The sequence below is a fragment of the Pseudomonas sp. AC355 genome, from assembly GCF_979258205.1.
This window is the reverse complement of the sequence record NZ_OZ409843.1, coordinates 4,898,642-4,923,992: the sequence shown is the minus strand read 5'-3', so window position 1 is coordinate 4,923,992 and position 25,351 is coordinate 4,898,642. Positions and strand designations below refer to the sequence as shown.

Genomic DNA, 25,351 nt, shown 5'->3' with positions numbered 1-25,351 from the left:
TGAGGATGAAAATGCGCCAACCGGATATCGAGATATACCTCAAGGACGCCGATCACCAGGCCATCGCCGCCTGGCTGACTCAAGCCCTGGGCCCCTGCTCCGACTGGCAACAGAAAGGTCAGACCTTCCAGTGCCGCGCCGGCGAAGTACCAGTGACCTGGCTGCCCAAGGCCGTTGGTAAATGGCACAGCCTGTACCTGGAGAGCGACGCCACGCCATGGCAAGACGACCTGGCCTGCGCGCAGGCTGCCTACGCCGCTCTGGATGTGGAAGTCCGCTGCGCGCCTGGCAGCTGGGAAGAAGAGGAAAGCACTGAGCAGGCCGATCAGTGGCTGCGCATCAGCGCCGACGGCGTGCAGGAAATCACCTGGCGCACGGGCTGATCGCACCGGGACTACAGCCCTGGGTATCCTTCGCTCAACCTAGGCTACGGCTTAACGATCACACCGCAGGCGTGCCATTCGGCTGCACGCCTCATGAACAGCTTTCGGTCTGTTCGACTCACATAGTCTTACCGACAGCGGCGCTTGCGAGCCAAGCACCGCAGCCCCTGTGTAGCTTGGCGTCGAGTGAGACGACGCCCAGGTTCCGATGCCCAGCGATACGGCCTCCACACCTTGTAGCGCAAACCAAATATCGCTACATAACGATCAAAAACCCTGTTCAGCCACCCGTAAATGATCTTGAACGATGTGACACCGCGTCGCACCCGCCAAAAAGACAACCAACCAAATTTTCAGACATTTATTCCTGATAGCATCATTTTTAATGAAATTAACGACTTAATTCTGTTATTTATCATAATAATTCAGCATGAAAAATAACAATATCTCCGATAACTTGTAGTCATGCGAAATAAACGCTCCATGAATATTGCTTACTGATCCGCTTCCTTTGCAGAATGCGAGCTATCGACTTTAGTCGATACCGTACCTCCGTCGCCCCCGGGTGAATCTGCAACGATCGCAGGAGATGCAAGCGTGCACATTGGTGTTCCCCTCGAAACCCATGCAGGCGAAACGCGGGTTGCCGCGACGCCGGAAACCATCAAGAAGCTGATAGGCCAGGGCCATCAGGTCACCGTTCAAAGCGGTGCAGGCATCGCAGCCAGCATTACCGACAGCGCCTATGAAGCGGCGGGTGCGAGCATTGGCGATGCCACGGCAGCATTCAGCGCAGCCCTGATCCTCAAGGTGGTAGCGCCGGACGACACCGAGCTGGCGCTCATGCAGCCCGGCACCGTGCTGATCGGTATGCTCAACCCGTTCAGCGTCGAGACCATCGAGCGTATGAACGCACGCGGCATCACCGCCTTCGCTCTGGAAGCGGCGCCGCGTACCTCCCGTGCCCAGAGCCTGGACGTGCTTTCGTCCCAGGCCAATATCGCCGGCTACAAGGCGGTGATGCTGGCGGCCAACCATTACCCACGCTTCATGCCGATGCTGATGACTGCTGCCGGCACGGTGAAAGCCGCTCGGGTGCTGATCCTCGGTGCCGGTGTCGCCGGCCTGCAGGCAATCGCCACGGCCAAACGACTGGGCGCGGTGATCGAGGCTTCCGATGTGCGTCCTGCGGTGAAGGAGCAGATCGAATCCCTGGGCGCCAAGTTCGTCGACGTGCCGTTCGAGACCAATGAAGAACGCGAATGCGCCGAAGGCGTTGGCGGTTACGCCCGCCCGATGCCCGCCTCGTGGATGGAGCGCCAGGCCAGGGCGGTGCACGAACGCGCCAAGCAGGCCGACATCGTCATCACCACCGCACTGATCCCTGGCCGCAAGGCTCCCACGCTGCTGCACGAAGCCACCGTCGCCGACATGAAACCCGGCTCGGTGGTCATCGACCTCGCCGCGATCCAGGGTGGCAACTGCCCACTGACGGAACTGGACAAGGTGGTGGTCAAGCACGGCGTGACACTGGTTGGCCACAGCAATCTGCCGGCCCTGGTCGCCGCCGATGCCTCGGCGCTGTATGCCCGCAACCTGCTCGACTTTCTCAAGTTGGTGATCGACGAGAGCGGCGCCTTCCACCTCAATCTGGAAGACGACATCGTCGCCGCCTGCCTGATGTGCAAAGACGGCGAAATCGTGCGCATCAACAAATGATGGCCTCCCTCTCTTTATGGAGAGGGCCAATCACTACAAAAAGGATCACTCCGATGGATCTGATTTCCGACGGCATCTACAACTTGATCATCTTCGTGCTGGCCATCTATATCGGCTACCACGTGGTCTGGAACGTCACACCGGCCCTGCACACCCCACTGATGGCGGTGACCAACGCAATTTCTGCCATCGTCATCGTCGGCGCCATGCTGGCCGCCGCGCTGACCGTCACCCCCCTGGGCAAGACCATGGGCACCCTGGCCGTGGCCCTGGCGGCGGTCAACGTCTTCGGTGGCTTCCTGGTTACCCGGCGCATGCTGGAAATGTTCAAGAAGAAGGCCCCGAAAGCAGCATCGGCTGCCGCACCGGTGGAGAAGTAATCGATGAGCATGAACCTGATCACCCTCCTCTACCTCGTGGCCTCGGTGTGCTTCATCCAGGCACTCAAAGGCCTCTCGCACCCGACCACCTCACGGCGCGGTAATGCCTTCGGCATGATCGGCATGAGCATCGCCGTGCTCACCACGCTCGGCCTGATCTACAAACTCGGCAGCGAACTGGCCGTGCAAGGCATCGGCTACGTGATTGTCGGCCTGCTGGTCGGCGGCACTGCGGGCTCGATCATGGCCAAGCGCGTGGAGATGACCAAGATGCCAGAGCTGGTCGCCTTCATGCACAGCATGATCGGCCTGGCCGCCGTTTTCATCGCCATCGCCGCGGTGGTCGAGCCACAGTCCCTGGGTATCGTCGCCGCGATCAGCGACCCGATTCCCCATGGCAACCGCCTGGAGCTATTCCTTGGCGCAGCGATTGGCGCCATCACCTTCTCCGGTTCGGTGATCGCCTTCGGCAAGTTGTCCGGAAAATACAAATTCCGCCTGTTCCAGGGTGCGCCAGTACAGTTTGCCGGCCAGCACCTGATCAACCTGGCTGTTGGCCTGGCGATCCTCGCGCTCGGCCTGTACTTCACCTTCACCGGTAATCTGATCGCGTTCGCCGTGCTGGTGGCCCTGGCCTTCGTCATCGGCGTGCTGATCATCATCCCGATTGGCGGCGCCGACATGCCGGTGGTGGTGTCGATGCTCAACAGCTACTCGGGCTGGGCAGCAGCTGGCATCGGTTTCTCGCTGAACAACTCGATGCTGATCATCGCAGGCAGCCTGGTCGGTTCGAGCGGCGCGATCCTCTCCTACATCATGTGCAAGGCCATGAACCGTTCGTTCTTCAACGTCATTCTCGGCGGCTTCGGCGGCGCCACGGATGCCGGCCCGGCAGCGGACAGCGGCGAGCAGCGGCCAGTGAAATCGGGCTCGGCGGACGATGCTGCCTTCCTGCTCGGCAACGCCGACAGCGTGATCATCATCCCCGGCTACGGCCTGGCCGTGGCCCGCGCACAGCATGCCCTGAAGGAGTTGACCGAGAAGCTGGCGCACAAGGGCGTGACGGTCAAATACGCCATCCACCCGGTGGCCGGGCGCATGCCAGGGCACATGAACGTGTTGCTGGCAGAAGCCGAAGTGCCGTACGACCAGGTGTTCGAGATGGAAGACATCAATGCCGAGTTCGGTCAAGCGGATGTGGTGCTGGTGCTCGGTGCCAACGACGTGGTCAATCCGGCAGCGAAGAACGATCCCAAATCGCCCATCGCCGGCATGCCGATCCTCGAAGCCTTCAAGGCCAAGACCATCATCGTCAACAAGCGCTCAATGGCCAGCGGCTATGCCGGCCTGGACAACGAACTGTTCTACCTGGACAAGACCATGATGGTATTCGGCGACGCCAAGAAGGTCATCGAAGACATGCTCAAAGCCGTGGATTGAAAGCCCTTTCAGCCTCAAGCGTTTCTTTTGATTGATCGTTCCCACGCTCCGCATGGGAACGATCACCCAACCTCAGAAAGAACCCACCCTCATGTCAGGCTTTTCATCGCCCCCTCTGGGAGAAAACTCGCCGCCCACACGCCCGGTACAGTTCTCGACAAGTTGAAATCTTACCGAAAAAATACGGCCTGGCCGCCCCCGCCTCTTTCCTTCTCCAAGCGGATCATGAAGTGCCTCAACAGCCACCGAATGCCGCTGTGGAGCGGTAAAGGAACATGTCATGAAACCTTTGCGCAACGCCACATCGCCGCGATACCGCTCAAGATTTCCTGCCCACTGCAGCGCCTGCTCGTGACTTGGCAGCAGCGTGTGCTTACACGCCGGTAGCTCGCCTAACTGGACGCCTATATTGGGCGATTTAGCTCTCTACCTAAGTAGACCATCAGGCATAACTGGCCAAACAACTCTGCCGAGAGTGATGCGCTGGCACAGTACTCGCCGACTAGGCAGGGATTGCGCTAGAGTGCGCGTCGCCGCAAAAAATACGCGGTCTGTCAGCGTGTTCAAGGAGTGAACCATGCGCCCTCGTTTCGTCCGCCGAGCCTGGCGGAGCTTGTTTTTATCTTTTGTCTTCGGCCTCTCAGTGGGCTCAGTGGCTGCAAACCCGTCTTCCAGCGTATGGCTGGGCTACGAGTTCGACGGCGACATTCCGCTTACCGCGCAAACTACCGGCAAGGGCATTTACGGATATGGAGCAAACCCAACTGCCTCGACAACTCTGCTGCCTATTGGGACGGTGCTAGACCCTCTGGTCACCACCTATGTGTGTGTCTATTCCAGCGTCGAGGATATCGCCAATGCTCTTTCGACGGGCGAACAGAAGATCGTAAGCGCTCAGGACGATGCCGCGATGCACGTGGCCACTGCCGGGGAATACCGCTCGGCCAGACTGGAAGCAGCTTTCGAGCACCTGCGAGGCTTCTGGTACTTCGAGCGTCTCGACTCGCAACAAATGGCCACCTTCATCCTTGCCATCTCGTCACCGGGTGGCGATGTCCTAGGACGCTGAACGCAGAGCTTCGGAGTGCATCTGCCGGCTATATGACAGCCCCCGTGTGCTTTCATCTAGCCCCCTGAGCAATCTAAAAAAAGACGAAGGCCGTAAAAGCCTTCGTCTTTTTTCATTCAGGTAACCGGGACGCAATGAGCGAGTAACAGTGCGCAAATATCTGACACAGAATTTGCATACAAATACAGCATGGTGCGATCCGGGCTTGATGGCGCAAAAATAAAAATAATGAGCTAAGCAACGACAGCGCACAATTGAAACTGTATCGGCTGCTTATCCCTGAAAATAATAAGTTTTACAGGTCAAAGCACTGCAAAACGACACGAGTCACGGCAAATCCACAAACACCGGTACAGTTACCCTCTAAATTAGCGAAACAGTTACAAAGCAACCTATCTAGTACGCAGCTTATTTACTTCAGCTGTGGCTACTGCTAACCCCGCGCAAGGACGAAAATAGGCACCAGAACTTACCAACCCCGCCAAAAGCGGAAGGATGCACACCATGGAACGTACCCTCAGTTCCGATCTGCTTGTCGACAACTCGTCCAAATCTTCCACCAGCCTGCCGCTGAATCTTCTCGCTACTCTGCTCCTGTGGCAGCGTCGCATCGTCAGCCGCCGCCAACTGGCGCGTCTCGACACTCGCCTGCTGGCCGATGCCGGCATCAGCGAAAGCCAGCGTTACGCCGAACTGAGCAAACCGTTCTGGCGCTAATCGCGACCGTTGAGCTTCTCCCGCAAAACCCCGCCGGCATGCAGCGCCTGCGGGGTTTTGTCGTTTAAGGCTAGGTGATTCGCACAATCGCCAAGTCGCATACCCCCTTACACAAACTGTGCAGGTCTTTTTCAACGGTTCCACGCGAAGCGGTTAGAATGCTCGCTTTCAGCGAACCGTAGAGTCCAGACCATGCCAATCGCCCGCACCCTCGCGTTTTTCAGCCTGTTCAGCCTGGCTGCTGGCGCCTCTGCCAGCAGCTTTCTGGTGACTACCGATACTCTGGTCGATGCACTCGCAGGCACCATCGATACCACCTCCAACGCGACCTCCTCGGTTGTCGACAACAAGGTCGTGCTGGCCGCAAAGGATGACGCTGCCAGCTTCGTCGCCAGCCAGGGCACGCTGCGTGGTGCGCACCTGGAAGCCGCACTGCAACACATCCGCGGCCGCCTGCCGACGTTGCAAGCCGATGATGGGCAACTGGCGCAGGCCATCCTCGCGCTTTAAACACCTGATCATTGCTGGAACTGCGGCAGGTGTTCTTCGTCCAACCAGCCAATCCAATTTATTCTCATCCCGTTCGGAGACCGTTCATGAAGCGTCCGTTGTTCGCCGCCGCTGTATCCCTTGCCCTGTTCGCCGGCGCCGTTCAGGCCCAGACCCTGGTGGCCACCAGCAACATCATCGTCCGCGCCCTCGATCGCACCATCGACTTCACCTCGGACACCACCACGTCGGTTCGCGACATGAAAGTGGTCATCGAAGCCCGTGACGACGCTGCCAGTTTCGTGGCCAGCCAGGGCGACATCCGTGGCGCCCAATTGGAAGCCGCCTTTGGCGCGCTGCGCAGCCAGCTTCCTGAAGCGCAGAATGCTTCCGATCAGGTATTGGCCGAAGCCATTCTCGCTCTGTGATGGCCCCCCGCGGCTGGCTTCTGCTGCTGACCTTGCTGGTCAGCACGGTCAGTCACGCCCAGCTCAAGCTGACCCTGGATGACGGCCAGCTAAACAGCGTCGAGCGCCAGGCCAGCCTGGCGCTGCTCGACGAAGCCGTGGCAGCAATGCCTCCGCGGCTGCGTGAATCGGTAGATCGCGACGTCAGGGTGCGTTGGGTAGCCATGCCCGAGCAGATCTATGGACGCGCTGGCCGTTTCAGCGGTGTCGAGCTCAATGCCAGCCTGTTGCCCGGCCTCGCCGACGGCAGTGCAGCAAAGGCTGCCACCGGGCGCCCCCATGGCACTGTGCGCAACGAACTGCTGGCCACTGTGCTCCATGAAGTGACACACCTTTATGATCGCGGCGCTTTTTGGGGCACTGAACAGCGCACGCTACTGCAGCGCTGCCAGCGCCAGAACGGCAGCATGGGCGCAGTCGGTTTGCCGGCCGAATGCCGTGGCCAGACCGAACGCCGCTTCACTCTCAGCGACGATCCACGCCTGCTCGACCTGGCCGGCTGGCCGCAGCGCGTCGGCACCCGTGGTGAGCGCGACCAGCAGAACGGCCAGGTGGCGCGCAGCCCGGACATCTACGAATTGAGCAACGCCCGCGAATTCGTCGCGGTGAACATGGAGTACTTTCTCCTCGACCCCGAATATGCCTGTCGCCGCCCTTCCCTGGCGCGCTTCTTCAGCGAGCATTTCGGTTGGTCACCGGCGAACGCCACGCCTTGCGGCACCGGCTACGCCTACCTCAATGCGGGCCGCGATTTCGACAAACAGGCGCTGGCCAATCTCGACCCCGAGCGGGTCTACGAAGTGGACTATCTGCTCGCCGAAGCCAACCAGAACATGGCCAGTCGCTGGGGCCACAGCATGCTACGGCTGGTGATCTGCGCACCGGGCCGGCCACGTGGGCCGGACTGCCGGCTGGATCTCGATCAGCATCTGGTGCTGTCTTACCGAGCCTTCGTCGGTGACGTCCAGCTGTCGAGCTGGGACGGCCTCACCGGCGCCTACCCCTCGCGCCTATTCGTGCTGCCCCTGGCCCAGGTGATCGAGGAATACACCAAGGTTGAACTGCGCAGCCTGGCCTCGGTGCCACTGACGCTGCCCCGCGCTCGCCTCGAGCAACTGGTCGCCCGCGCCGTCGAGCAGCACTGGAGTTATGACGGCGACTACTTCTTCGTCTCCAACAACTGTGCGGTGGAAACCCTCAAGCTGCTGCGTAGCGGCACCGATATGGCGCGCCTGCAGAACCTTGACAGCATCACGCCCATCGGCCTGCTGGAAGTGCTCGAAGCACGCGGCCTGGCCGATAGCAGCATGCTCGAGAACTCCCGCGAGGCGCTGCGACTGGGCTACCGCTTCGACTCGTTCCGTGACCGCTACCAGGCCATGTTCAAGGTGCTGCAGCAGCGCTTGCCGATCCGCCAACAACGCGTCGAGGACTGGCTGGAGCAGCCGTCCAGCGAACGCCGAGAGTGGTTCGAGAAGGCTGACCTGCGCGCCAGCGCCGCCATGCTGCTGCTCGAACAGGCAGCGATGCGCCGTCAGCTACTGCTCTCCCAGGACGAACTCAAGCAGCGCTACCTGACCGGCCGCGCCGCCAAGGATCCGAACCTGGACAAGGCCGGTGACGCCCTGGAGCAGATCCTCGCCGGCACCGGCTTTCTCAGTCGCCCGGCAGAATTGCTCGAGGGTGGTTATGGCCTGCCGCAACAGGGTGAATGGCAGCGACTGGAAAGCGAAACCCGCAATCGCCAGCAGCAACTGAGCCTGCTCAGCGCCGACCTCGACGAGGAAGTGCGTCGCCTGCTGGAGCCTCAGCGCCTGGCCGAGCTAGAAGCCAACGAGGCCAACCTGAAGCTGCTTGGCGATCACCTACGCACGCTGCACAAAGCCAGCGGCGGGCTGCAGTTGTAGTTATCACTCTCGAGAGCCGGCCCTGAAAGCAGCCGAACGACTTTTATCTAATCATCAAGTCACCGAATCAGGAAACCTGACCACGGCACTGAAGCCCTTCGGACTGGCATTGCTGAAGCCGATGGAGCCGCCCAGATGGCGAGCGATCATGCCGACGATGGCCAGCCCCAGCCCTGCGCCCTGAGGGTTGCCCGCACTGTGGAAGCGCTCCCCCAGACGCGGCAATCGGGCGTCTTCGACACCCGGCCCCTGATCGACGACCTGCAGCTGCACGCCCTGGCCTTCACGGCGAACCCGCACGCTCACTTCGCTTCCCGGTGAGGAGAAGGTCAGCGCGTTGCTGACCAGGTTCTGCAGCAGGATGACGATCAGCCCGCGTTCGCCCTGGATCACCACGGCCTCGTCGGCCTCCAGCTCCAGCTCGATCTGCCGGTTCAGCGCCAGCGGCGCCAGATCCGCCAGCTCCTCGCGCACCACCGCCGTCAAATCGAGAGGCTGCAGGTTCTGCGAGGGTGCTTCCAGGCGGGCCATGGTCAGCAACTGGCTGGCGATGCGGGTGGCGCGATGCACGCCCTGCTGCAGGAATGCCAGGGCTTCCTCGCGCTCCTGCACGCTGCCGGCCTGCAGCGCGTTGCGCACATGGATATCGAGAATCGCCAGGGGCGTACGCAGCTCATGGGCGGCATCGGCGATGAAGCGTCGCTCCCGTTCGAGCAACGCACGCAGTTGGCTCAACACGTCATCCAAGGCCAGGCGCATCGGCTCCAGCTCCGGTGGCAACGGGCCGGCCGGCAACGGTTCGAGGCTGTGCTCCGGGCGTTCGCGCAGTTGCTGAGCGAGACGCTGCAACGGGCGCAATCCCCAACCCAGCAGCAGCCAGATGAAGGCGGCCAACAGTGGCAAACAGACCAGCGTCGGCATCAGCGTGTGCTGGAGAATCTGATGGATCAGGTCCTGGCGCAGATCCTCACGCTCGCCCACCCAGATGCGCAGGCCCTGGCCGGCATCCTCCAGCAGCACGCCACACCATTCCTGATCGTTGAGAAAGAAGTCGTGAATCCCTGGCGCGGGCGGCGACGCCAGTGGTGGCGCGTGCTCGGAACGCACCAGCAGCGTGCCGTCTGCGGCCCACACCTGGAACGCCAGGTTGATTTCATAAGGGTGGGAAAAGATGCCGTCGGCCGATAGATCCAGGGCATTGTCCAGCGCCTGCCGGACGAATTGCCAGTTGATCGGCTGCCCGTCCGGCTGCTGCAGCATGCCTTGCAGCACCCGCGCGGCCTGTACCAACTGGGCGTCATAGACCGCCTCGGTCTGCCGATGGCTGTCGCGCAGGGCGAGCAGCACCAGGGCCAGGCTGCCGGCGAGCACCAAGGCGATGGTCGGCGCGAGAATGCGCGTACGGATGGAAATCATGGCGCGCGCTCCACCAGGTAACCGACCCCGCGTACGGTGCGGATAAGGTCGCTGCACAACTTGCGGCGCAGGTTGTGAATCAGCACTTCGAGGGTGTTGCCAGGCCCGCTTTCCTGCCAACCGTAGAGGGCGTTGCCGAGGCGTTCACGGGTGACCACCACGCCGGGACGGATCAATAGTTGATGCAACAGCTGATATTCCATGGGTGTCATCGGCACGCTGCGGCCCTGATAGCGCACTTCCTGGGTAGCCGGGTCGAGGCTCACGCCGGCGTACTCCAGCACCGGCTGCGCCCTGCCCTGGCTGCGGCGCAGCAAGGCGCGGATACGCGCTTTCAGTTCCTCGGGATCGAAGGGTTTGACCAGATAGTCGTCGGCACCAGCATCCAGCCCAAGGATGCGATCCTCCATGGCGTCACGGGCGGTGAGCACCAGCACCGGTACGGCATTCTCGCTGCGCGCGCGCAACTGGCGCAGCAGCGTCATGCCATCCAGGCGCGGCAGACCGAGGTCGAGCAGCACCAGATCGAACTGCTCGCTGCGCAGGGCGTGGGCGGCTTCGATGCCGTCTTCCAGCCAGTCCAGCGTATACCCTTCGCCGCGCAGGGCGACCCGGATTCCGCGCGCCAGGGCGCGATCATCTTCAACCAGCAGGACACGCACGCGACGCACCTCGTCAGATATGGCGGCGGCCATGATGCGCCGTCTGCAGCCCGATTTGCACGGACTGTTGTTACCGAGATTTGCCCATTAAGACTTTCCTAAGCTTCGCGTCGCAAGGTGAGGCTCACCACCACAGGAGAGTCCCACCATGCGTTACTTCGCCCTTCTCGCACTTCTGCTTGGCAGCCCGCTGGCCCTGGCCAGCACCGAATGCACCACCGCCGACCGCTCGACCTGGCAAGACCCGGAGAAATTCCAGGCACAACTGAAGGAGCAGGGTTACCAGATCAACAAGTTCAAGATCACCAAAGGCAACTGCTACGAGATCTACGGCTTCGACAAGGACAAGCGCAAGGTCGAGATCTATCACGACCCGGTATCTGGCAAGGCGATCAAGACCGAGATCGAAGACTGATGCCCGCGGCGACGATACGACTCTGGGCGCCGCTGATCCGCTTGTTCCATGTGTCGGTGGCCGGAGTCTTCGTCGCCAACTATTTCTTCACCGAGGAAGGTGACGACTGGCACACCTGGCTCGGCTACTACGCCTGCGCCTGGCTGGCGGTTCGCCTGGTGTGGGGCTTCGTCGGTTCGCGCAGCGCCCGCTGGGCAGACTTCTGGCCGACTCGCGCGCGCCTCGCCGAACACTTGGGTCACCTGCTCGGCGGCCGTGCCTATCGTCGCCTCGGCCATTCCCCGCTGGGCGCCGTGGTGATGCTGCTGATGATGGCGACCATCGCCACCCTGGGCATCAGCGGCTTTCTGATGCAGGAAGTGGACGCCCTGTGGGGCGTCGACTGGCCACTCACGCTGCATGGCTGGGTCGCCGATGGCCTGGCCGCTCTGGTGGTCATCCACATGGCCGCCGCGCTCATCGAAAGTATTCACCTGCGCGAAAACCTGCCGCTGTCGATGATCACCGGCAAGCGCCGCGCCCATTCCGAAGACCGCTGATACCTCAGGAAAACCCCATGCTGCCCATACGTGCGCGTTTTAGCTCTGGAGCGCCGCGCTCCTGGCTGTCGCTCGTGGCCCTGGCCACCCTTAGCTGTCTGTTGCTGCTCGCCGATGATTTCCTGCAGCAGTTGTTCACCGACAACAACCACGCCGAACTGGAAGCCGGCTACGTCGCCATACTCTGGCTGTTCAGCCTGGGACTCTGGTTATGCAACCTGCGCTGGCTGAGCATGATCATCCTGGCGCTGTTCGCGGCGATGCAACTGATGCAGCTGGCCAATATCAGCTTCTTCGGCGAACCGCTGACCGCCATCGATATCCAGTCGCTGCTCAACGACCCGGGCGAGGTTCGCGAAACCGCGGCGGATAGCTTCGCTCGGCACTGGCCGGTGCTGCTCTGCGTGGCCATTCCCTACGGCCTGCTGCTCGCCCTGCACTGGCGTTTGCCGGGCAGAATCAGCTTGCCGGAGAGCCGCTGGGCGCTGGTGCTGATCGCCGTGGTATTGCTCTCGAAACCCTACCGCGCCACCTACCGCAACCTCGACTCGTTCGCCGCCAGCCCCAGCCGCAGCGCGCTGCACAACAACCTCAACGTGTTCTCCGCCTGGGCCGTGCATCTGGCGTTCAAGCCGGAGGTCGAGCTGCCGCCCACCTCCTTCGCGCCGTATGCGCTGAGCCCGAGCATGAGCCAGGCGAAACATGTCTGGCTGGTGGTCGCCGACTCGCTGCGCAGTGATCGCCTCGGGGTGTTCGGCTACGGCCGCGATACCACGCCACAACTAGCCAGTTACCTGCGTGACCACCCCAGCGCCTTCGTACGCCCCGGCATCGCCGCCGGGGTGGCCACCGATGTCAGCCTGCCCTACCTGATCAACCCGATCCGTGAACCAGGGCAGGATTCGCTCTTGCGCACAGGTGACATCAACCTGTTCCGCTTCGCCAAGCAGGCGGGCTTTCGCACCCACTGGATTTCCTCCCAGGAATCCAAGTTGCTGGCCAACCTGGGCAGCCGCTATCTGGATGTGTCGATCACCCGCGAGGATCACCCGGTACGTTTCCTCAAACAGCAGGATCGCGCCCTGCTCGACGTGCTCGACAAGCAGCGCTGGGGTGAGCGCAACTTCATGGTGCTCAACCTGCGTACCGCCCACCTGCCCTACGCGCAGAACTATCGCCATGAAACGAAGCCGGCGCCTTGGGCGGATCAGGGCGCCAACGGGCAGAGCAATGCCTATGACAACTCGGTGCATTACCTCGACAGCCTGCTGGCCGAAGTCATCGCCGACTTCGACCGCCTGGAAGGCGAGCGTTACCTGATCATCACCGGCGATCATGGCCAGCGCCTGGGCGAGGGAGGCCACTGGGGCCACAACGATCTGGTGCCGGAAGTCAGCGACGTGCCGGTGATCGTCATTGGCCGCGAGGCGCAGCCGCAAGTCATGGCGAGCCTGTCAGCGGAGCGCTGGATCAGCCATTACGAGGCCGGCAAATGGCTTGCCGCGCGCCTCGGCACGCGCATCGACAACCCCAACCTGCGCCCCAACGAGCATTTCGTGCATGGCAAGCTGCTGTTCACCGACAACTTCATCCAGCGCGTCTGCGAAACACCAAACGGTCTGATCCATCACCCGCCACAGCAATTGAGCATGCTGCTCAAACAGCCCGAGGCCCGCTGCGATGGCTGACCCGCACGTCGCAGGTGGCTTGCACCATCTGCGATGGCAACCCTCAGCCAACCGGCTTGCCCGCGGCGCGCTCGCGGAAGGTCAGCAGGAAGGCCAGCAGCACGCCAGCCGAGAACACCGCTGGGAACAGCCAGATGCTGAACCAGTCGTGGGCGCCCTGGATGGAGTAGTGGTCGGACACCATGCCGGCCACCCAGAAACCGATCAGCATGCCGACGCCATAAGTGGCCAGGGTGATCAGGCCCTGCGCAGAACTCTTGATGCTCTCGCCGGCCTTGCCGTCAGTGTAGATCTGCCCGGAGACGAAGAAGAAGTCGTAGCACACGCCGTGCAGGACGATACCGGCGACCAAAAATGCCACCAGCTCGCCGCTATTGCCGTAGGCGAACAGCACATAGCGCAGCGCCCAGGCGGCCATGCCCACCAGCAAGGTCGCTTTGATCCCGAAACGCTTGATGAACAGCGGCAACAGCAGCATGAACAACACTTCCGAAACCTGACCAAGGGTCATCATGCCGGTCGGGTTGGCGACGCCGATTTCTGTCAGGAACAGGTTGGCGTTCTGGTAGTAGAAGGCCAGCGGAATGCAGATCAGGATGGAGGCCAGAAAGAAGGTCGCGAAGCCGCGATCCTTGAGCATCTGCAAGGCATCCAGGCCGAGCAGGCGCTTGATGCCGGTCTGCTGGCCGGGCACCGGAGGCGTCGCTGGCAGGCTGAAGCTGTACAGCCCGAGCAGCAGCGAGGCGCCGGCGCAGAGCAGGAAGGTGTTGCGCAGGGCGCCATCGGCGATGGCCTGCTGGGCATCCCAGGCGAACACGAAACTGATTACCAGGCCGGCCACGATCCAACCCAGCGTGCCCCACACCCGCACCCTGGAAAACTGCGCCGCTGGGTCGCTCAACTGCCGGAACGCCACCGCATTGACCAGCCCGAGCGTCGGCATGTAAACCACCATGTAGCAGAGCACCAGTGGATAGAAGGTGGCGAAATCATCGGCCCGGTAGAGCTGGTACAGCAGCACCGCGCCACCCAGGTGGAGGATCGCCAGCAAGCGCTCGGCGTTGACGAAGCGGTCGGCGATCAGGCCGACCACGAAGGGCGCCAGAATCGCCCCCCAGGACTGGGTCGCGTAGGCCATGCCGATCTGTCCCCCACTGGCCTCCAGGGTCCGCCCCAGGAAGGTACCCAGCGTGACGAACCAGCCTCCCCAGATGAAGAACTGGAGAAACATCATCACGCCCAACCTGACATTCAAAGTGCTCATGTTCTTATCCTTGTTGTTGTTCACGAGACAGCGTTAAACATATTCAGTCCAAGCCCAGCAGCCCCCGATTGCGCGAGGTGCTGCTGGTGACCCCGGCGAAATCGTCGAAGGCGCGTTGCGCACGGGTGATCAAATGGCGGGCGATGAAATCCGCCCCTTCGCCAGCGCCCTGAGCAGCGTCCTTGAGGCAGCACTCCCACTCCAGCACCGCCCAGCCCTGATAGCCGTACTGGGTGAGCTTGCTGAAGATCGCCTTGAAGTCGATCTGCCCATCGCCCAACGAACGGAAACGACCGGGGCGATCGACCCACGCCTGATAACCGCCATACACCCCGGAACGGGCATCGGGCCTGAACTCCGCGTCCTTGACGTGAAACATGCGGATGCGCGGGTGATAACGGTCGATGAAACCCAGGTAGTCCATCTGCTGCAGCAGCATGTGGCTGGGGTCATAGAGAATGTTCGCGCGAGAATGACCGCCGACCGCGTCCAGGAAGCGTTCGAAGGTGGCGCCGTCGTGCAGGTCTTCGCTGGGGTGCAACTCGTAGCAGAGGTCGACACCCGCCTCATCGAAGGCATTGAGGATCGGCAGCCAACGCCGCCCAAGTTCGGCGAAGCCTTCTTCCACCAGGCCCGCCGGGCGCTGCGGCCAGGGATACAGATAGGGCCAGAGCAGCGCGCCAGAGAAAGTCGCGTGAGCCGATAGGCCCAGCCGCTGACTAGCCCGCGCCGCCAGCTTCAACTGGCTGACCGCCCACTCGGTACGCTCCTGGGGGCGGCCTCTCAGATGCATCGGGGCGAAGTCGTCGAACAGGCTGTCGAACGCCGGGTGTACGGCAACCAACTGGCCTTGCAGGTGAGTGGACAGTTCGCTGATCGCAACGCCGGCTTCGGCACACATACCGTTGAGCTCATCGCAATAAGTCTGGCTCTCGGCGGCGCGTTGCAGGTCGATGCACTGCGGCCCCAGCGTCGGCAACTGGATGCCCTTGTAGCCGAGCGACGCCGCCCAGCAGGCCTGGTTCTTCAGGTTGTCGAACGGCGCCTCGGTGGAGAGGAACTGGGCGAGAAAAATGCCCGGGCCGCGAATACCTTTTGTACTGGACGTCATGACTGTACTCCTGCGGTCGGTGCCAGCACCGTCCATTTCGCCTCACTGGCGTGGCTGGCCAGCGCCGCTTCGATGAAGGCCATGCCCCGCGCGCCGGTCTCGATGCCTGGCAGTGCGGCAGCAGCGCTGCGGGAGCCGGCAATCGCCCGAGCGAAGTCGCCATACAGATTGGCCATGGCTTCCAGATAGCCCTCGGGATGACCCGCCGGCAGACGAATACGGCGCAGCGCCTCGTCACACAGCCAGCTGTGGTTGGCCCCGGCACGCAGCACGCGCATCGGTTGGTCGAGCGAGCGATGAATCAGGCTGTTGGGCTCTTCCTGACGCCACTCCAGGCCACCCTTGTCACCGTAGATGCGGATCTTCAGGGCGTTCTCTTCGCCGGCGCAGACCTGGCTGGCGAGCAGCACGCCGCTGGCACCCTGCTCGGTGAGGAACAGCATCGCGCAATCATCGTCCAGCGCCCGGCCGGGCACATGGGTAGCCAGGTGCGCACAGATGCGTTCGATACGCTGACCACTGACGAATTCGACCAGGCTGAAAGCATGAGTGCCGATATCGCCGATGCAGCCGCCCTGCCCTGCCAACTGCGGGTCACCACGCCACGCAGCCTGGCGGTTGCCCTGGCCGGCCAAGTCGTCACTGAGCCAGCCCTGGGGATATTCGACATACAGCTTGCGCACCCGGCCGATCTCGCCGGCCTGCACCATGTGCCGGGCCTGCCAGATCATCGGGTAGCCCTGGTAGGTGTGGGCCAGCCCGTAGAGTACATCGGCGTTATCGAGCAACTGCGCCAGGCGGCGGGTGTCGGCACTGGTCAATGCGGCGGGTTTCTCGCAGAACACATGGATGCCGGCTTGCAACGCAGCGGCAGCGATGGGCGCATGCAGGTGATTGGGCGTGACGATTGCCAGCAGGTTGATGCGTTCACTGGGGGCGAGGCCCGCTTCGCCCTCCAGCAGCGCCTGCCAACTGGCGTACACACGCTGCGCAGGCAGGCCACACTCGCGACCGGTTTCGGCATTGCTGGCCGGATCACGGCTGAAGGCACCGGCCACCAGCTCGATGCCTCCGGCCAAGGCGGCAGCCTGTCGATGCACCTTGCCGATGAAGGCGCCAGCGCCACCGCCGATCATTCCCAGCCTTACGTTTGCAGCAGGCATTGAAAGACTCCGTCTTACGCTATTTTATGGCTATTCTTATCAATGTAACCGGTTACATTGAAAGATATATAGACCTCGGCATTAGCCAGGTCAAGCGCGCCACGACGGCCGGGTTGCGGTAATCTACCGGCGAACCGGCCCTCGCCGCCGGCCAGAAAACAGAGGGTGCATGACAAATATCCGCAAGGTAGCCGCACTGGCTGGCGTCTCGGTCGCCACGGTATCCCGTACCCTGAAGAGCCCTGCCCAGGTGTCGCCGGAAACCCGCGAAAAAGTCCTCGATGCCGTCGATCAGGCCGGCTACAAACCCAACCTGATGGCCATCCAGTTCCGCTCCCAGCGCACCCGCAATCTGGTGGTGCTGGTACCGGATATCGCCAACACCTTCTTCGCCCAGGTCATCCGCGGTATTCAGGAAGCGGCCAGCGCGTTCGACTATCGGGTGCTGCTGTGCAATACCCTGGGCAACCCGGAAACCGAGCGACAGTTCGCCGAGTTGGTGGATGCCAGGCAGGCCGACGGGGTTATCCAGTTGCGCGCCTTCGACCCGTTCGCGCGTCAGGATCATCCGCCGCTGGTGAACATCTGCGAGATCGTCGACGACGCCCCCTGGCCCACGGTCAGCCTGAACAACCGCGGCGCCGCCCGTACCATGACCGAGCACCTGCTGGATCTTGGTCATCGCCGTATCGGGCTGATCCAGGGGCCGCCGGACAGCCCGCTGACCCGCGAGCGCTTCGCCGGTTATTGTGAAGCTCTCGACGCCGCGGGTATCGAGCTCGATCCCGCCCTGCTGCAGGACGGTAACTACGACTGCCAGTCCGGGCATGCCGCGACGGCGCACCTGCTGCGTGCCGAGCCGCGCCCGACGGCGATCTTCTGCGAGAACGACGAAATGGCCATGGGCGCCATCCGCTGTATTCGCCAAGCCGGCCTGCGGGTTCCCGAGGACATTTCGGTCGCCGGCTTCGACGACATCTCCTTCGCCGCCTTTTGCGACCCGCCGCTGACCACCATCGCGCAACCGGCTGAGGCCTTCGGCCAGCACGCGGTGGCAATGCTGCTCGCCCTGCTGGAAGGAAAGAGCATCGCCGAGCATCGCCTGATCCTGCCTTTCGAACTGGTCGTTCGGGCGAGCACCGCAGCCCGCTCACAGCCGCCTGCTCAGGCCTAACGGCAGCTGCGAGCCCAGGGGCGACAATGCTGCTTGCCTGATACTGCGGCTGACATCAAAAGAGAAAATTAGCGCTGAACGAGACGCCCATGACCTGCTTATGATGCTGCGCTGAACATCCTCCCCCGAGCCCGAATCGTAGATGCCCAGAGAAAATTTCAACGACCTGCAGGCCTTCGTGGTCATTGCCCGGGAGGGCAGTTTTACCCGCGGCGCAGCGCACCTCGGTGTTTCCCAATCGGCCCTCAGCCACACCATTCGCAGCCTGGAAACACGCCTCGGCGTACGCCTGCTGACCCGCACCACGCGCAGCCTGGCACTCACTGAGGCAGGCGAGCGGCTCTACGCCACGGTGGCGCCGCGCCTCGAAGAGATCGAAGCAGAGATCATCGCCGTCAGCGAGTTTCGCGACAAGCCGGTTGGCACGCTGCGCATCACCACGTCCGAGCACGCCGCCAACAACATCCTCTGGCCCAAGCTGCACAAGGTGCTGTGCGCCTACCCGGATATCAAGGTCGAGATCACTGTCGACTACGCCCTTACCGATATCGTGGCGCAGCGTTACGACGCCGGCGTGCGCCTCGGTGATCAGGTAGCCAAGGACATGATCGCCGTACCGATCGGCCCGACCCTGCGCATGGCGGTGGTCGCCTCGCCGGAGTACTTCACCCGCTACGAGATCCCGCTCACCCCGGCGGATCTGGCTCGGCATTGCTGCATCAACCTGCGCCTGCCCACCTACGGCGGCTTGCTGCAATGGGATTTCGAGAAGGACGGCCATGAAGTGAAGGCCCGCGTCGAGGGTCAGTGGACCTTCAACAGCAGCACGCCCGTACTACGCGCTGCCCTGGCTGGCTGCGGGCTGGCCTTTCTGCCCGACGACATGGTGCAGGAACAGTTGGCCGACGGCAGCCTGGTGCGCGTGCTGGAAGACTGGTGCGAGCCGTTTGCCGGCTACCACCTGTACTACCCGAATCGCCGCCAGTACTCCCGCGCCCTCGGCGTGATCATCGATGCGTTGCGTCACACGGGCTGAGTAGTGCCTGCACAGGCCTACTGACGTGCCTCGAAAACCGACTGCAATACCGGCAAGGCCGACATCGCCCGCGGCCAACCCGCGTAGAACGCCAGGTGGGTGACGACCTCGGCGGCCTGCTCGCGGGTCAGGCCGTTATCCATGGCGCGGTTGAGGTGGAACGGCATCTGCTCGGCCTGACCACGGGCGATCAGCGCCGCCACGGTAACCAGACTGCGATCACGCGGCGCCAGCTGCGGTCGTAGCCAGAGGTCGGCGAACAGTACGTCGTCGGTGTAACGCGCCAGACGCGGCGCAACCGGTGCCACGTTATCGCGCACACTCTTCGTCCGTCGTGTTTCAGCCGCTTCATCGACCGGCAACGGCGCCTGGCCTCCCGTCTGGTAACGCTCTGGATCGATGCCGCGCTTTTCGAACACGTCGCCTGTAACGCCCACTGCCGACATCGCGCTTGGCCAGCCGGCATAAAACGCCAGGTGCGTGATCAACTCGACGATCTCCTCCGGTTCGACACCGTTGTCCAGCGCCAGATTGATGTGCGAGGTCATCTGCGCCGACTGCCCGTTAGCGACCAGCGTCGACAGCGTGACCAGACTGCGATCCCGTGGCGCGAGCGCCTCACGCTTCCACAGATCACCGAACAGCACCGTTTCGGTATAGGCGAACAGCTGGGGTGCGGTCTGTCGCGCCTGCCGGGCGGCGGGCGTATCCGGTACGCCCTGAGCGACAGCTTCCAGGGAAACGGCGCAGAGCAGTGTGGATGCCAGGGATGCACGGGATTTCATGGGAACACCTGTCCGTTCACTTGAGGTCTTGAAAGCCTAGGGCCCAGACCTCGCGTGAGTAAGACCAGAATCACGCATACGGTGGTGAGCAAAACTCATGAAAACCATCGATCAACTCATGAATCCACCTCATGACTCTATGCCGGCTTTGCTACCTAGTGCTGTGCTCCGTCGCTGATTAAGGTAAGTCAGGCTTATTCGATGCCACTGCGCCCGACACCAGAGAACAGCGGCCGAACCAGACAGGAGAAGTGCAGATGCAAACACGCCAACTCGGCAACAGCGGTCTCGAAGTCTCGGCCATCGGCCTCGGCTGTATGGGGCTGAGCCACGGTTATGGATCGGCAACCGATCGCAGCCAGGCGATAGCGCTGATCCGCGCCGCAGCGGATCGCGGCGTGACCTTCTTCGATACCGCCGAAGTGTACGGGCCGTTCATCAACGAGGACGTGCTTGGCGAAGCCCTGGCCCCCATGCGTGATCAGGTGGTGATCGCCAGCAAATTCGGCTTCACCTTCGGCGACGACGGCAAACAGCAGATACTCGACAGCCAGCCACGGCAGATTCGCCTGGCCGTGGAGGGCTCGCTCAAGCGTCTGCGCACCGAGCGTATCGACCTGCTTTACCAGCATCGCGTCGACCCACAGGTGCCCATCGAGGATGTCGCTGGCACCGTCGCCGAGCTGATTGCCGAGGGCAAGGTGCTGCACTTCGGCCTGTCTGAAGCCGGCGCGAGTACCATCCGCCGCGCCCATGCCGTGCAGCCGCTCGCGGCCCTGCAGAGCGAATACTCGTTGTGGTGGCGCGAGCCGGAGCAGGAAATCCTGCCGTTGCTCGAAGAGCTGGGCATCGGTTTCGTGCCCTTCAGCCCACTAGGCAAGGGCTTTCTCACCGGCGCGATCAAGTCGGGCCAGCAGTTCGGCAGTGACGATTTCCGCAGCCAGGTGCCGCGCTTCGCAGCCAGCGCACTGGACGCCAATCAGGTTCTGGTCGAGCTGCTGCAGGAAATCGCCATGGACAAGGGTGCGACACCGGCACAGGTGGCGATTGCCTGGCTGCTGGCGCGCAAACCCTGGATCGTGCCGATCCCCGGCACCACCAAACTGGCGCGGCTCGAAGAGAACCTGGCCGCCGTAGCACTCACCTTCGATGCCGCCGAGATGAGCCGGATCAGCAATGCGGTCGAACAGATTCCGGTGACCGGCAATCGCTATCCCGCGGCGCTGCAGGCGAGGGTCGGTCGATGAAAGTCGGAAACTGCTCATGAGCGATGCCCACGACCCACTGCGCCGCACGCTGCTCGCCGCGCTCGCCAGCGCCCCCTTTCTGGCTGGCGCCAGCGCCGGCACCCAGGGCGCCGAGGTACAAGGACAGGGTTCGCGCCTGCTGGTGGCGTACTTCTCGCGAAGCGGCAACACCCGCGTCATCGCCGGCCTGCTGCAGCGTACGCTGAAGACCGACCTGCTGGAGATCCAGCCGGCCACGCCCTATCCCGAGGACTACCTGCAAACCGTCGAGCAGGCGCGTCAGGAACGCAACAGTGGCTACCGACCACCGCTCGCCTCCACAGAGGTGGATCTCACCTCGTACGACACGCTGCTGCTGGGCTTTCCAATATGGGGCGGCAGCACGCCGCCGGTGATCCGTTCCTTTCTGGCCGCTCACGACCTGTCCGGAAAAATCCTGATCCCGTTCGTCACCCATGGCGGCCATGGCCTGGGGGACAGCAGATCGATCCTCACCAGTCATGCGAAGGGCGCGCGGGTGCTCGAAGGCTTCACCCTGGAAGCCGATCAGGAGCGCCGCACCATGGAGCGCGTCAACCGCTGGCTCGAAGACGCCGAGATCAGCGGCTGAGACGCCCTATCAATTTATCGATTGAGGAGATCCGATATGAGTGCACGTCGAACCAAGGCGTTCGTGACAGCTGCCGCGCTATCGCTGGGCAGCCTCAGCGATGCGCAAGAAACCACCGATATCCGCATCGCACGAGCCGGCGAACAGCCGTCCGTGCAGGTGCCCGCCGAATACTTCACCGGCAACGTCCGCCTGGATGCGCCGTTCAAGGGCAGCGATGCTGCACGGGTCAGTGGCGGCACGGTGACCTTCGAGCCGGGTGCGCGCACTGCCTGGCACAGCCATCCGCTTGGGCAGACGCTAATCGTGGTCAGCGGCGTGGGCTACGTGCAGAACTGGAACGGCCCACGGCGGGAAATCCGCCCGGGCGATACCGTGTGGATCGCGCCGGGGGTCAAACACTGGCATGGCGCGACCGCGACCACGGCGATGAGCCATATCGCCATTGCCGAGCAGCTGGACGGCAAGGCTGCCGACTGGATGGAAAAGGTCTCGGACGAGCAGTACGCAGCGCCGCCACAGGCCGCTTCGGCGCAGTGAGGCAGCCGAGCGAACCGTCGTTACCGACGGTTCGCTCCTCAGCCGAAGCTAGCCTTTGGCTGCACGCAAAGTGATGCGGGTGATCTCCGAAGGTTTGCCCAGGCGCAGCGGGAAGCCATTCCACAGCCCCGCGCCATTGCTAACGTACAAACGCATGTCACCCACCGCGTACTCACCGGACACATAACCCTCGTTGAAGACCTGGGTGACCCAGTGCATGCCCAGTACCTGACCGCCGTGGGTGTGACCGGACAACTGCAGATCGGCACCGGCCAGGGCATTGCCCGCAGCCGCCAGTGGCCGATGGCTAAGCAGGATCACCGCCGCCTCCGGGGGAACCCCGGCGAGCGCGGCTTCGATGTCAGGCAGCGGCTGACCAAAACGGCTGGCGGCCGGATCGGTGATGCCAGCCAGCACCAGGCTGGCACCCGCGTCCTCGATGGTCACGTGCTCGTTGAGCAACATGGGCAGCCCCAGGGATTCGAAGTGGCCAAGCCAGTTCTGATACTCCGCGTAGTACTCGTGGTTGCCGGGAATCGCGTACACACCGAGCCGTGCGCGCAGATTACGCAGCGGCTCGACATCCTGCTCACGGGCAGCGACGGTGCCATCGACCAGATCGCCGGTGATCACCATCAGATCCGGCTGCAGCGCGTTGGCCTTGGCGACCACCGCTTCCATCCACGGGCGCTGCAGCAGGCGACTGGCGTGCAGATCGGTGAGCTGCACCAACTGCAGGCCATCCAGTTCGGCCGGCAACTGCGCCAGCTCGATCTCGACGTCGCGCACATCCGGCACCCGCACTGCCTGCCAGACGCCCAAAGCCGTCAGCAACATGGCAGCCAAGCCGACGCCTGCCCGTAACCCGGGCGCCTTGACGGCACTGCCGACGGAGCCAGCCCGTGCGAAAACCAGCGCAGTGAAATCCAGCACTAAGAGCACCAACGCGCTGACGATCAGCGCACCGAATGCCCAGCCCAGCAACATCAGTATCTCGCCCGGAATCTCCGGGGAGGCCATGCTGCCGAAAAAGGTACGGGTGATCAGATGGTGCTCGGCGACCAGCAGGATCAGCACGCCCAACACGCCTTTGACGGCGCGCGACCAGCGCTGGATGCAGATCATTCGCCAGAATACATACAGGGCTATGAGGCCCGTGATCAGGTGAAACACGGTTTATCTCGCTTGTTCAGGAGGTGAATCGGCTGCGGCCTCATGTGACCTCGACAGCGCAACGGGGTGCCGCTTTTTCCTGTAAGCCTTTGCGACAGGAAAAAGTGACGACGCACTGACTTGTGCCCGCCGGCAAACAGACAATCTATAAAGATAAATTCGGTGTAAATAAAGTATCAATAAACGAATACCCTTATGAGCAGAAGTCATCAATAACAATATCCAACTATCAATATCGCGCCTTACCATGAATGAGCCCAAAGCGTATTGCCCATTCCAATGAAAAACAGCACAAAACAAACTTACCGCTTTAATTCAAAGTACTTTTCTACGGGCAAAAAAAACCGCCTCATAGTGAGGCGGAAACCAAAGGATGATGAACTGGAGAGACCACCGGCTACTCTCGGAGCCAATGGTTATGAGTTCATCGCCTCGAATGCTATAGGTAAACCCCTGCCGCTACGCATCATTTCCATCGATAGTAATAATCGACTCCTGTGGTTGGCTCATGCGCCAACGCCGATGATAACTATCGCACTGCGCTGGTATATCCAGCGCACATAATAATTATGTTGTGACATTGGTGAATCAATACTTCAACACCTGCCAATCGACTAGGAGCATCCATGTTCAAACACAAGAAACTCGCACTCGCCTGCGCGTGTCTGGCAGCAGGCATTCCACTGGCACAGGCCAGTGAGCAATCCGAATCCAACGGATTCATCGCCGACAGCAGCCTGAAATTGCTGCTGCGCAATGCGTACTTCAACCGCGATTTCAAGAACAACGCCGCCGACGCCAAGGTGTGGGGCCAGGGCTTCATCACCACCTTCGAGTCCGGCTTTACCCAGGGTACCGTCGGCGTAGGTGTCGATGCCTTCGGTCTACTCGGGGTCAAGCTCGACAGCGGTCGGGGCCGCAATTACAGCGCGTTCTTCGATACCGACGGCGATGGCCGCCCGGTCGACGACCTTTCCCAGGCTGGGGCGGCGGTCAAGCTGCGCTTCTCCAATACAGTAGTCCGTTACGGCAACCAGTTCCCGTCGCTGCCTGTGCTGGCCCATGACGACAGCCGCCTGCTCCCGCAATCGTTCACTGGCACATTGGTTACCAGCAACGAAGTGCAGGGCCTCGAACTGAATGCTGGCCGCTTCACTTCCGACAGCCCGATGGGCGATCCGGCGCGGGACGCCAACCGCCTGAAGAAGATCGATGTACTGGGTGGCAGCTACGCCTTCACCGACAACCTGAGCGCCGCGCTGTATCACTCGGATGTGGAGGACGTTTACGAGAAGTACTACGCCAACCTCAACTACACCACCGAGCTGAGCGACACCCAGGCGCTCAATTTCGATTTCAACCTGTACCGCACCGACTACGATGACAACTCGGACGCAGCGCTGGACTTCGGCGGCGACGGCCGCAATGACCGCAACAACATCTGGAGCCTGGCGGCCAAATACAGCGTCGGTTACCACGCCTTCATCATCGCCCACCAGCGAAGCAGCGGCGACGCCGGCTATGCCTATGATTACGGCGATGGCGGCAGCAGCGTCTACCTGGCCAACTCCTACTACTCGGACTTCAACCTGAAGGACGAGCGCTCCTGGCAGGCCAGCTACGAGCTGGACTTCTCCGGCTATGGCGTACCGGGCCTGCGCTACAAGTTCGCCTATGTGCGTGGCGACAACATCGACACCGGTGGCGACAAGGAAGGCAAGGAGCGCGAGCTGTTCAACCAGGTCAGCTACACCGTGCAGAACGGTGCGGTCAAAGACCTCTCCGTGCGCCTGCGCAACTCCATCTACCGCTCCAGCAATGACGTAGGCCCGGATCTCAACGAGATTCGCGCCTTCGTCGAATACCCGCTGAGCATTCTGTAGGAGAGCCGAGGCGGCCACGGCGATTGCTTGAACGGATTGCCGTGGACAATGCGCAAGCGACGACCATCAGGTCG

The 25,351-nt window shown here is 62.2% G+C and carries 25 protein-coding genes; 18 read left to right on the top strand and 7 right to left on the bottom strand.

Going from position 1 to position 25,351, the window contains the following annotated elements; all coding sequences use genetic code 11:
* Positions 1-11: 11 nt before the first annotated feature.
* The 9 genes from ACZ0AI_RS22920 to ACZ0AI_RS22880 all read left to right on the top strand — a co-directional run bounded on the left by ACZ0AI_RS22920 (position 12) and on the right by ACZ0AI_RS22880 (position 8,571).
* On the top strand, positions 12-383 hold the full coding sequence (locus ACZ0AI_RS22920; RefSeq protein ID WP_463563827.1) for a hypothetical protein: 372 nt from the start codon (positions 12-14) through the stop codon (positions 381-383).
* 597 nt (positions 384-980) lie between these two features.
* Positions 981-2,102: a Re/Si-specific NAD(P)(+) transhydrogenase subunit alpha gene (locus ACZ0AI_RS22915; protein ID WP_463563826.1), complete on the top strand. Its 1,122-nt coding sequence runs from the start codon at positions 981-983 to the stop codon at positions 2,100-2,102.
* Positions 2,103-2,155: 53 nt separating this feature from the next.
* Positions 2,156-2,482, top strand: a complete 327-nt coding sequence (locus ACZ0AI_RS22910) for an NAD(P) transhydrogenase subunit alpha part 2 (protein ID WP_463563825.1) — start codon at positions 2,156-2,158, stop codon at positions 2,480-2,482.
* 3 nt (positions 2,483-2,485) lie between these two features.
* Complete coding sequence (locus tag ACZ0AI_RS22905) at positions 2,486-3,922, top strand: NAD(P)(+) transhydrogenase (Re/Si-specific) subunit beta (RefSeq protein ID WP_463563824.1); 1,437 nt, start codon at positions 2,486-2,488, stop codon at positions 3,920-3,922.
* A 577-nt stretch (positions 3,923-4,499) separates the two neighbouring features.
* The gene (locus tag ACZ0AI_RS22900; protein ID WP_463563823.1) at positions 4,500-4,991 is read left to right on the top strand and encodes a DUF2388 domain-containing protein; all 492 of its coding nucleotides are present in this window, start codon (positions 4,500-4,502) and stop codon (positions 4,989-4,991) included.
* 504 nt (positions 4,992-5,495) lie between these two features.
* Entirely contained in the window at positions 5,496-5,708 is a 213-nt protein-coding gene (locus ACZ0AI_RS22895) for a DUF1127 domain-containing protein (RefSeq protein WP_463563822.1), read from the top strand.
* A 192-nt stretch (positions 5,709-5,900) separates the two neighbouring features.
* Complete coding sequence (locus tag ACZ0AI_RS22890; protein ID WP_463563821.1) at positions 5,901-6,218, top strand: DUF2388 domain-containing protein; 318 nt, start codon at positions 5,901-5,903, stop codon at positions 6,216-6,218.
* Between the two features lie 86 nt (positions 6,219-6,304).
* Entirely contained in the window at positions 6,305-6,625 is a 321-nt protein-coding gene (locus tag ACZ0AI_RS22885) for a DUF2388 domain-containing protein (RefSeq protein ID WP_225834834.1), read from the top strand.
* Positions 6,625-8,571, top strand: a complete 1,947-nt coding sequence (locus ACZ0AI_RS22880; protein WP_463563820.1) for a DUF7844 domain-containing protein — start codon at positions 6,625-6,627, stop codon at positions 8,569-8,571. The genes ACZ0AI_RS22885 and ACZ0AI_RS22880 overlap by 1 nt, the downstream gene beginning before the upstream one ends.
* 54 nt (positions 8,572-8,625) lie before the next feature.
* On the opposite strand, the gene ACZ0AI_RS22875 is transcribed toward ACZ0AI_RS22880, so the two are convergent.
* Both ACZ0AI_RS22875 and ACZ0AI_RS22870 read right to left on the bottom strand, forming a co-directional pair.
* Entirely contained in the window at positions 8,626-9,987 is a 1,362-nt protein-coding gene (locus ACZ0AI_RS22875; protein ID WP_463563819.1) for an ATP-binding protein, read from the bottom strand.
* Positions 9,984-10,649 (bottom strand): response regulator, encoded by a 666-nt coding sequence (locus ACZ0AI_RS22870; RefSeq protein WP_225834846.1) that lies wholly within the window; start codon positions 10,647-10,649, stop codon positions 9,984-9,986. The genes ACZ0AI_RS22875 and ACZ0AI_RS22870 overlap by 4 nt, the downstream gene beginning before the upstream one ends.
* A gap of 148 nt (positions 10,650-10,797) precedes the next feature.
* Between ACZ0AI_RS22870 and ACZ0AI_RS22865 the strand changes: the two genes are divergently transcribed.
* The 3 genes from ACZ0AI_RS22865 to ACZ0AI_RS22855 are packed head-to-tail and all read left to right on the top strand — an operon-like array spanning position 10,798 to position 13,291.
* A complete protein-coding gene (locus ACZ0AI_RS22865; protein WP_463563818.1) occupies positions 10,798-11,064 on the top strand; it encodes a PepSY domain-containing protein in 267 nt (88 codons plus the stop codon).
* Positions 11,064-11,603, top strand: a complete 540-nt coding sequence (locus tag ACZ0AI_RS22860) for a cytochrome b/b6 domain-containing protein (RefSeq protein ID WP_463563817.1) — start codon at positions 11,064-11,066, stop codon at positions 11,601-11,603. The genes ACZ0AI_RS22865 and ACZ0AI_RS22860 overlap by 1 nt, the downstream gene beginning before the upstream one ends.
* 17 nt (positions 11,604-11,620) lie before the next feature.
* Positions 11,621-13,291: a phosphoethanolamine transferase gene (locus tag ACZ0AI_RS22855; protein WP_463563816.1), complete on the top strand. Its 1,671-nt coding sequence runs from the start codon at positions 11,621-11,623 to the stop codon at positions 13,289-13,291.
* 43 nt (positions 13,292-13,334) lie between these two features.
* Here the strand turns inward: ACZ0AI_RS22855 and ACZ0AI_RS22850 are convergent, their stop codons facing one another.
* From ACZ0AI_RS22850 to ACZ0AI_RS22840, 3 genes are read right to left on the bottom strand one after another with little or no spacing between them, the layout of a single operon-like run.
* Entirely contained in the window at positions 13,335-14,555 is a 1,221-nt protein-coding gene (locus tag ACZ0AI_RS22850) for a nucleoside permease (RefSeq protein WP_463570098.1), read from the bottom strand.
* 43 nt (positions 14,556-14,598) lie between these two features.
* Positions 14,599-15,666, bottom strand: coding sequence for a sugar phosphate isomerase/epimerase family protein (locus ACZ0AI_RS22845; RefSeq protein ID WP_463563815.1), 1,068 nt, complete (start codon positions 15,664-15,666; stop codon positions 14,599-14,601).
* Positions 15,663-16,829: a Gfo/Idh/MocA family protein gene (locus tag ACZ0AI_RS22840; RefSeq protein ID WP_463563814.1), complete on the bottom strand. Its 1,167-nt coding sequence runs from the start codon at positions 16,827-16,829 to the stop codon at positions 15,663-15,665. Before ACZ0AI_RS22840 ends, ACZ0AI_RS22845 begins: the two co-directional genes overlap by 4 nt.
* Before the next feature lie 169 nt (positions 16,830-16,998).
* Between ACZ0AI_RS22840 and ACZ0AI_RS22835 the strand changes: the two genes are divergently transcribed.
* Both ACZ0AI_RS22835 and ACZ0AI_RS22830 read left to right on the top strand, forming a co-directional pair.
* Positions 16,999-18,003 carry a LacI family DNA-binding transcriptional regulator gene (locus ACZ0AI_RS22835; protein WP_463563813.1) on the top strand — a complete coding sequence of 335 codons (1,005 nt, stop codon included), beginning with the start codon at positions 16,999-17,001 and terminating at the stop codon, positions 18,001-18,003.
* Between the two features lie 142 nt (positions 18,004-18,145).
* Positions 18,146-19,039 carry a LysR family transcriptional regulator gene (locus ACZ0AI_RS22830; RefSeq protein ID WP_463570096.1) on the top strand — a complete coding sequence of 298 codons (894 nt, stop codon included), beginning with the start codon at positions 18,146-18,148 and terminating at the stop codon, positions 19,037-19,039.
* A 17-nt stretch (positions 19,040-19,056) separates the two neighbouring features.
* Here the strand turns inward: ACZ0AI_RS22830 and ACZ0AI_RS22825 are convergent, their stop codons facing one another.
* Positions 19,057-19,824 carry a carboxymuconolactone decarboxylase family protein gene (locus tag ACZ0AI_RS22825; RefSeq protein WP_463563812.1) on the bottom strand — a complete coding sequence of 256 codons (768 nt, stop codon included), beginning with the start codon at positions 19,822-19,824 and terminating at the stop codon, positions 19,057-19,059.
* Between the two features lie 257 nt (positions 19,825-20,081).
* Between ACZ0AI_RS22825 and ACZ0AI_RS22820 the strand changes: the two genes are divergently transcribed.
* The 3 genes from ACZ0AI_RS22820 to ACZ0AI_RS22810 are packed head-to-tail and all read left to right on the top strand — an operon-like array spanning position 20,082 to position 22,221.
* Positions 20,082-21,071, top strand: coding sequence for an aldo/keto reductase (locus ACZ0AI_RS22820; RefSeq protein ID WP_463563811.1), 990 nt, complete (start codon positions 20,082-20,084; stop codon positions 21,069-21,071).
* A gap of 16 nt (positions 21,072-21,087) precedes the next feature.
* Entirely contained in the window at positions 21,088-21,681 is a 594-nt protein-coding gene (locus ACZ0AI_RS22815; protein WP_463563810.1) for a flavodoxin, read from the top strand.
* A 36-nt stretch (positions 21,682-21,717) separates the two neighbouring features.
* Entirely contained in the window at positions 21,718-22,221 is a 504-nt protein-coding gene (locus ACZ0AI_RS22810) for a (R)-mandelonitrile lyase (protein ID WP_463563809.1), read from the top strand.
* A 48-nt stretch (positions 22,222-22,269) separates the two neighbouring features.
* Here ACZ0AI_RS22810 and ACZ0AI_RS22805 read toward each other — a convergent pair whose 3' ends face one another.
* A complete protein-coding gene (locus ACZ0AI_RS22805) occupies positions 22,270-23,394 on the bottom strand; it encodes a metallophosphoesterase (RefSeq protein WP_463563808.1) in 1,125 nt (374 codons plus the stop codon).
* A gap of 626 nt (positions 23,395-24,020) precedes the next feature.
* Between ACZ0AI_RS22805 and ACZ0AI_RS22800 the strand changes: the two genes are divergently transcribed.
* On the top strand, positions 24,021-25,277 hold the full coding sequence (locus ACZ0AI_RS22800) for an OprD family porin (protein ID WP_463563807.1): 1,257 nt from the start codon (positions 24,021-24,023) through the stop codon (positions 25,275-25,277).
* Positions 25,278-25,351 lie beyond the last annotated feature (74 nt).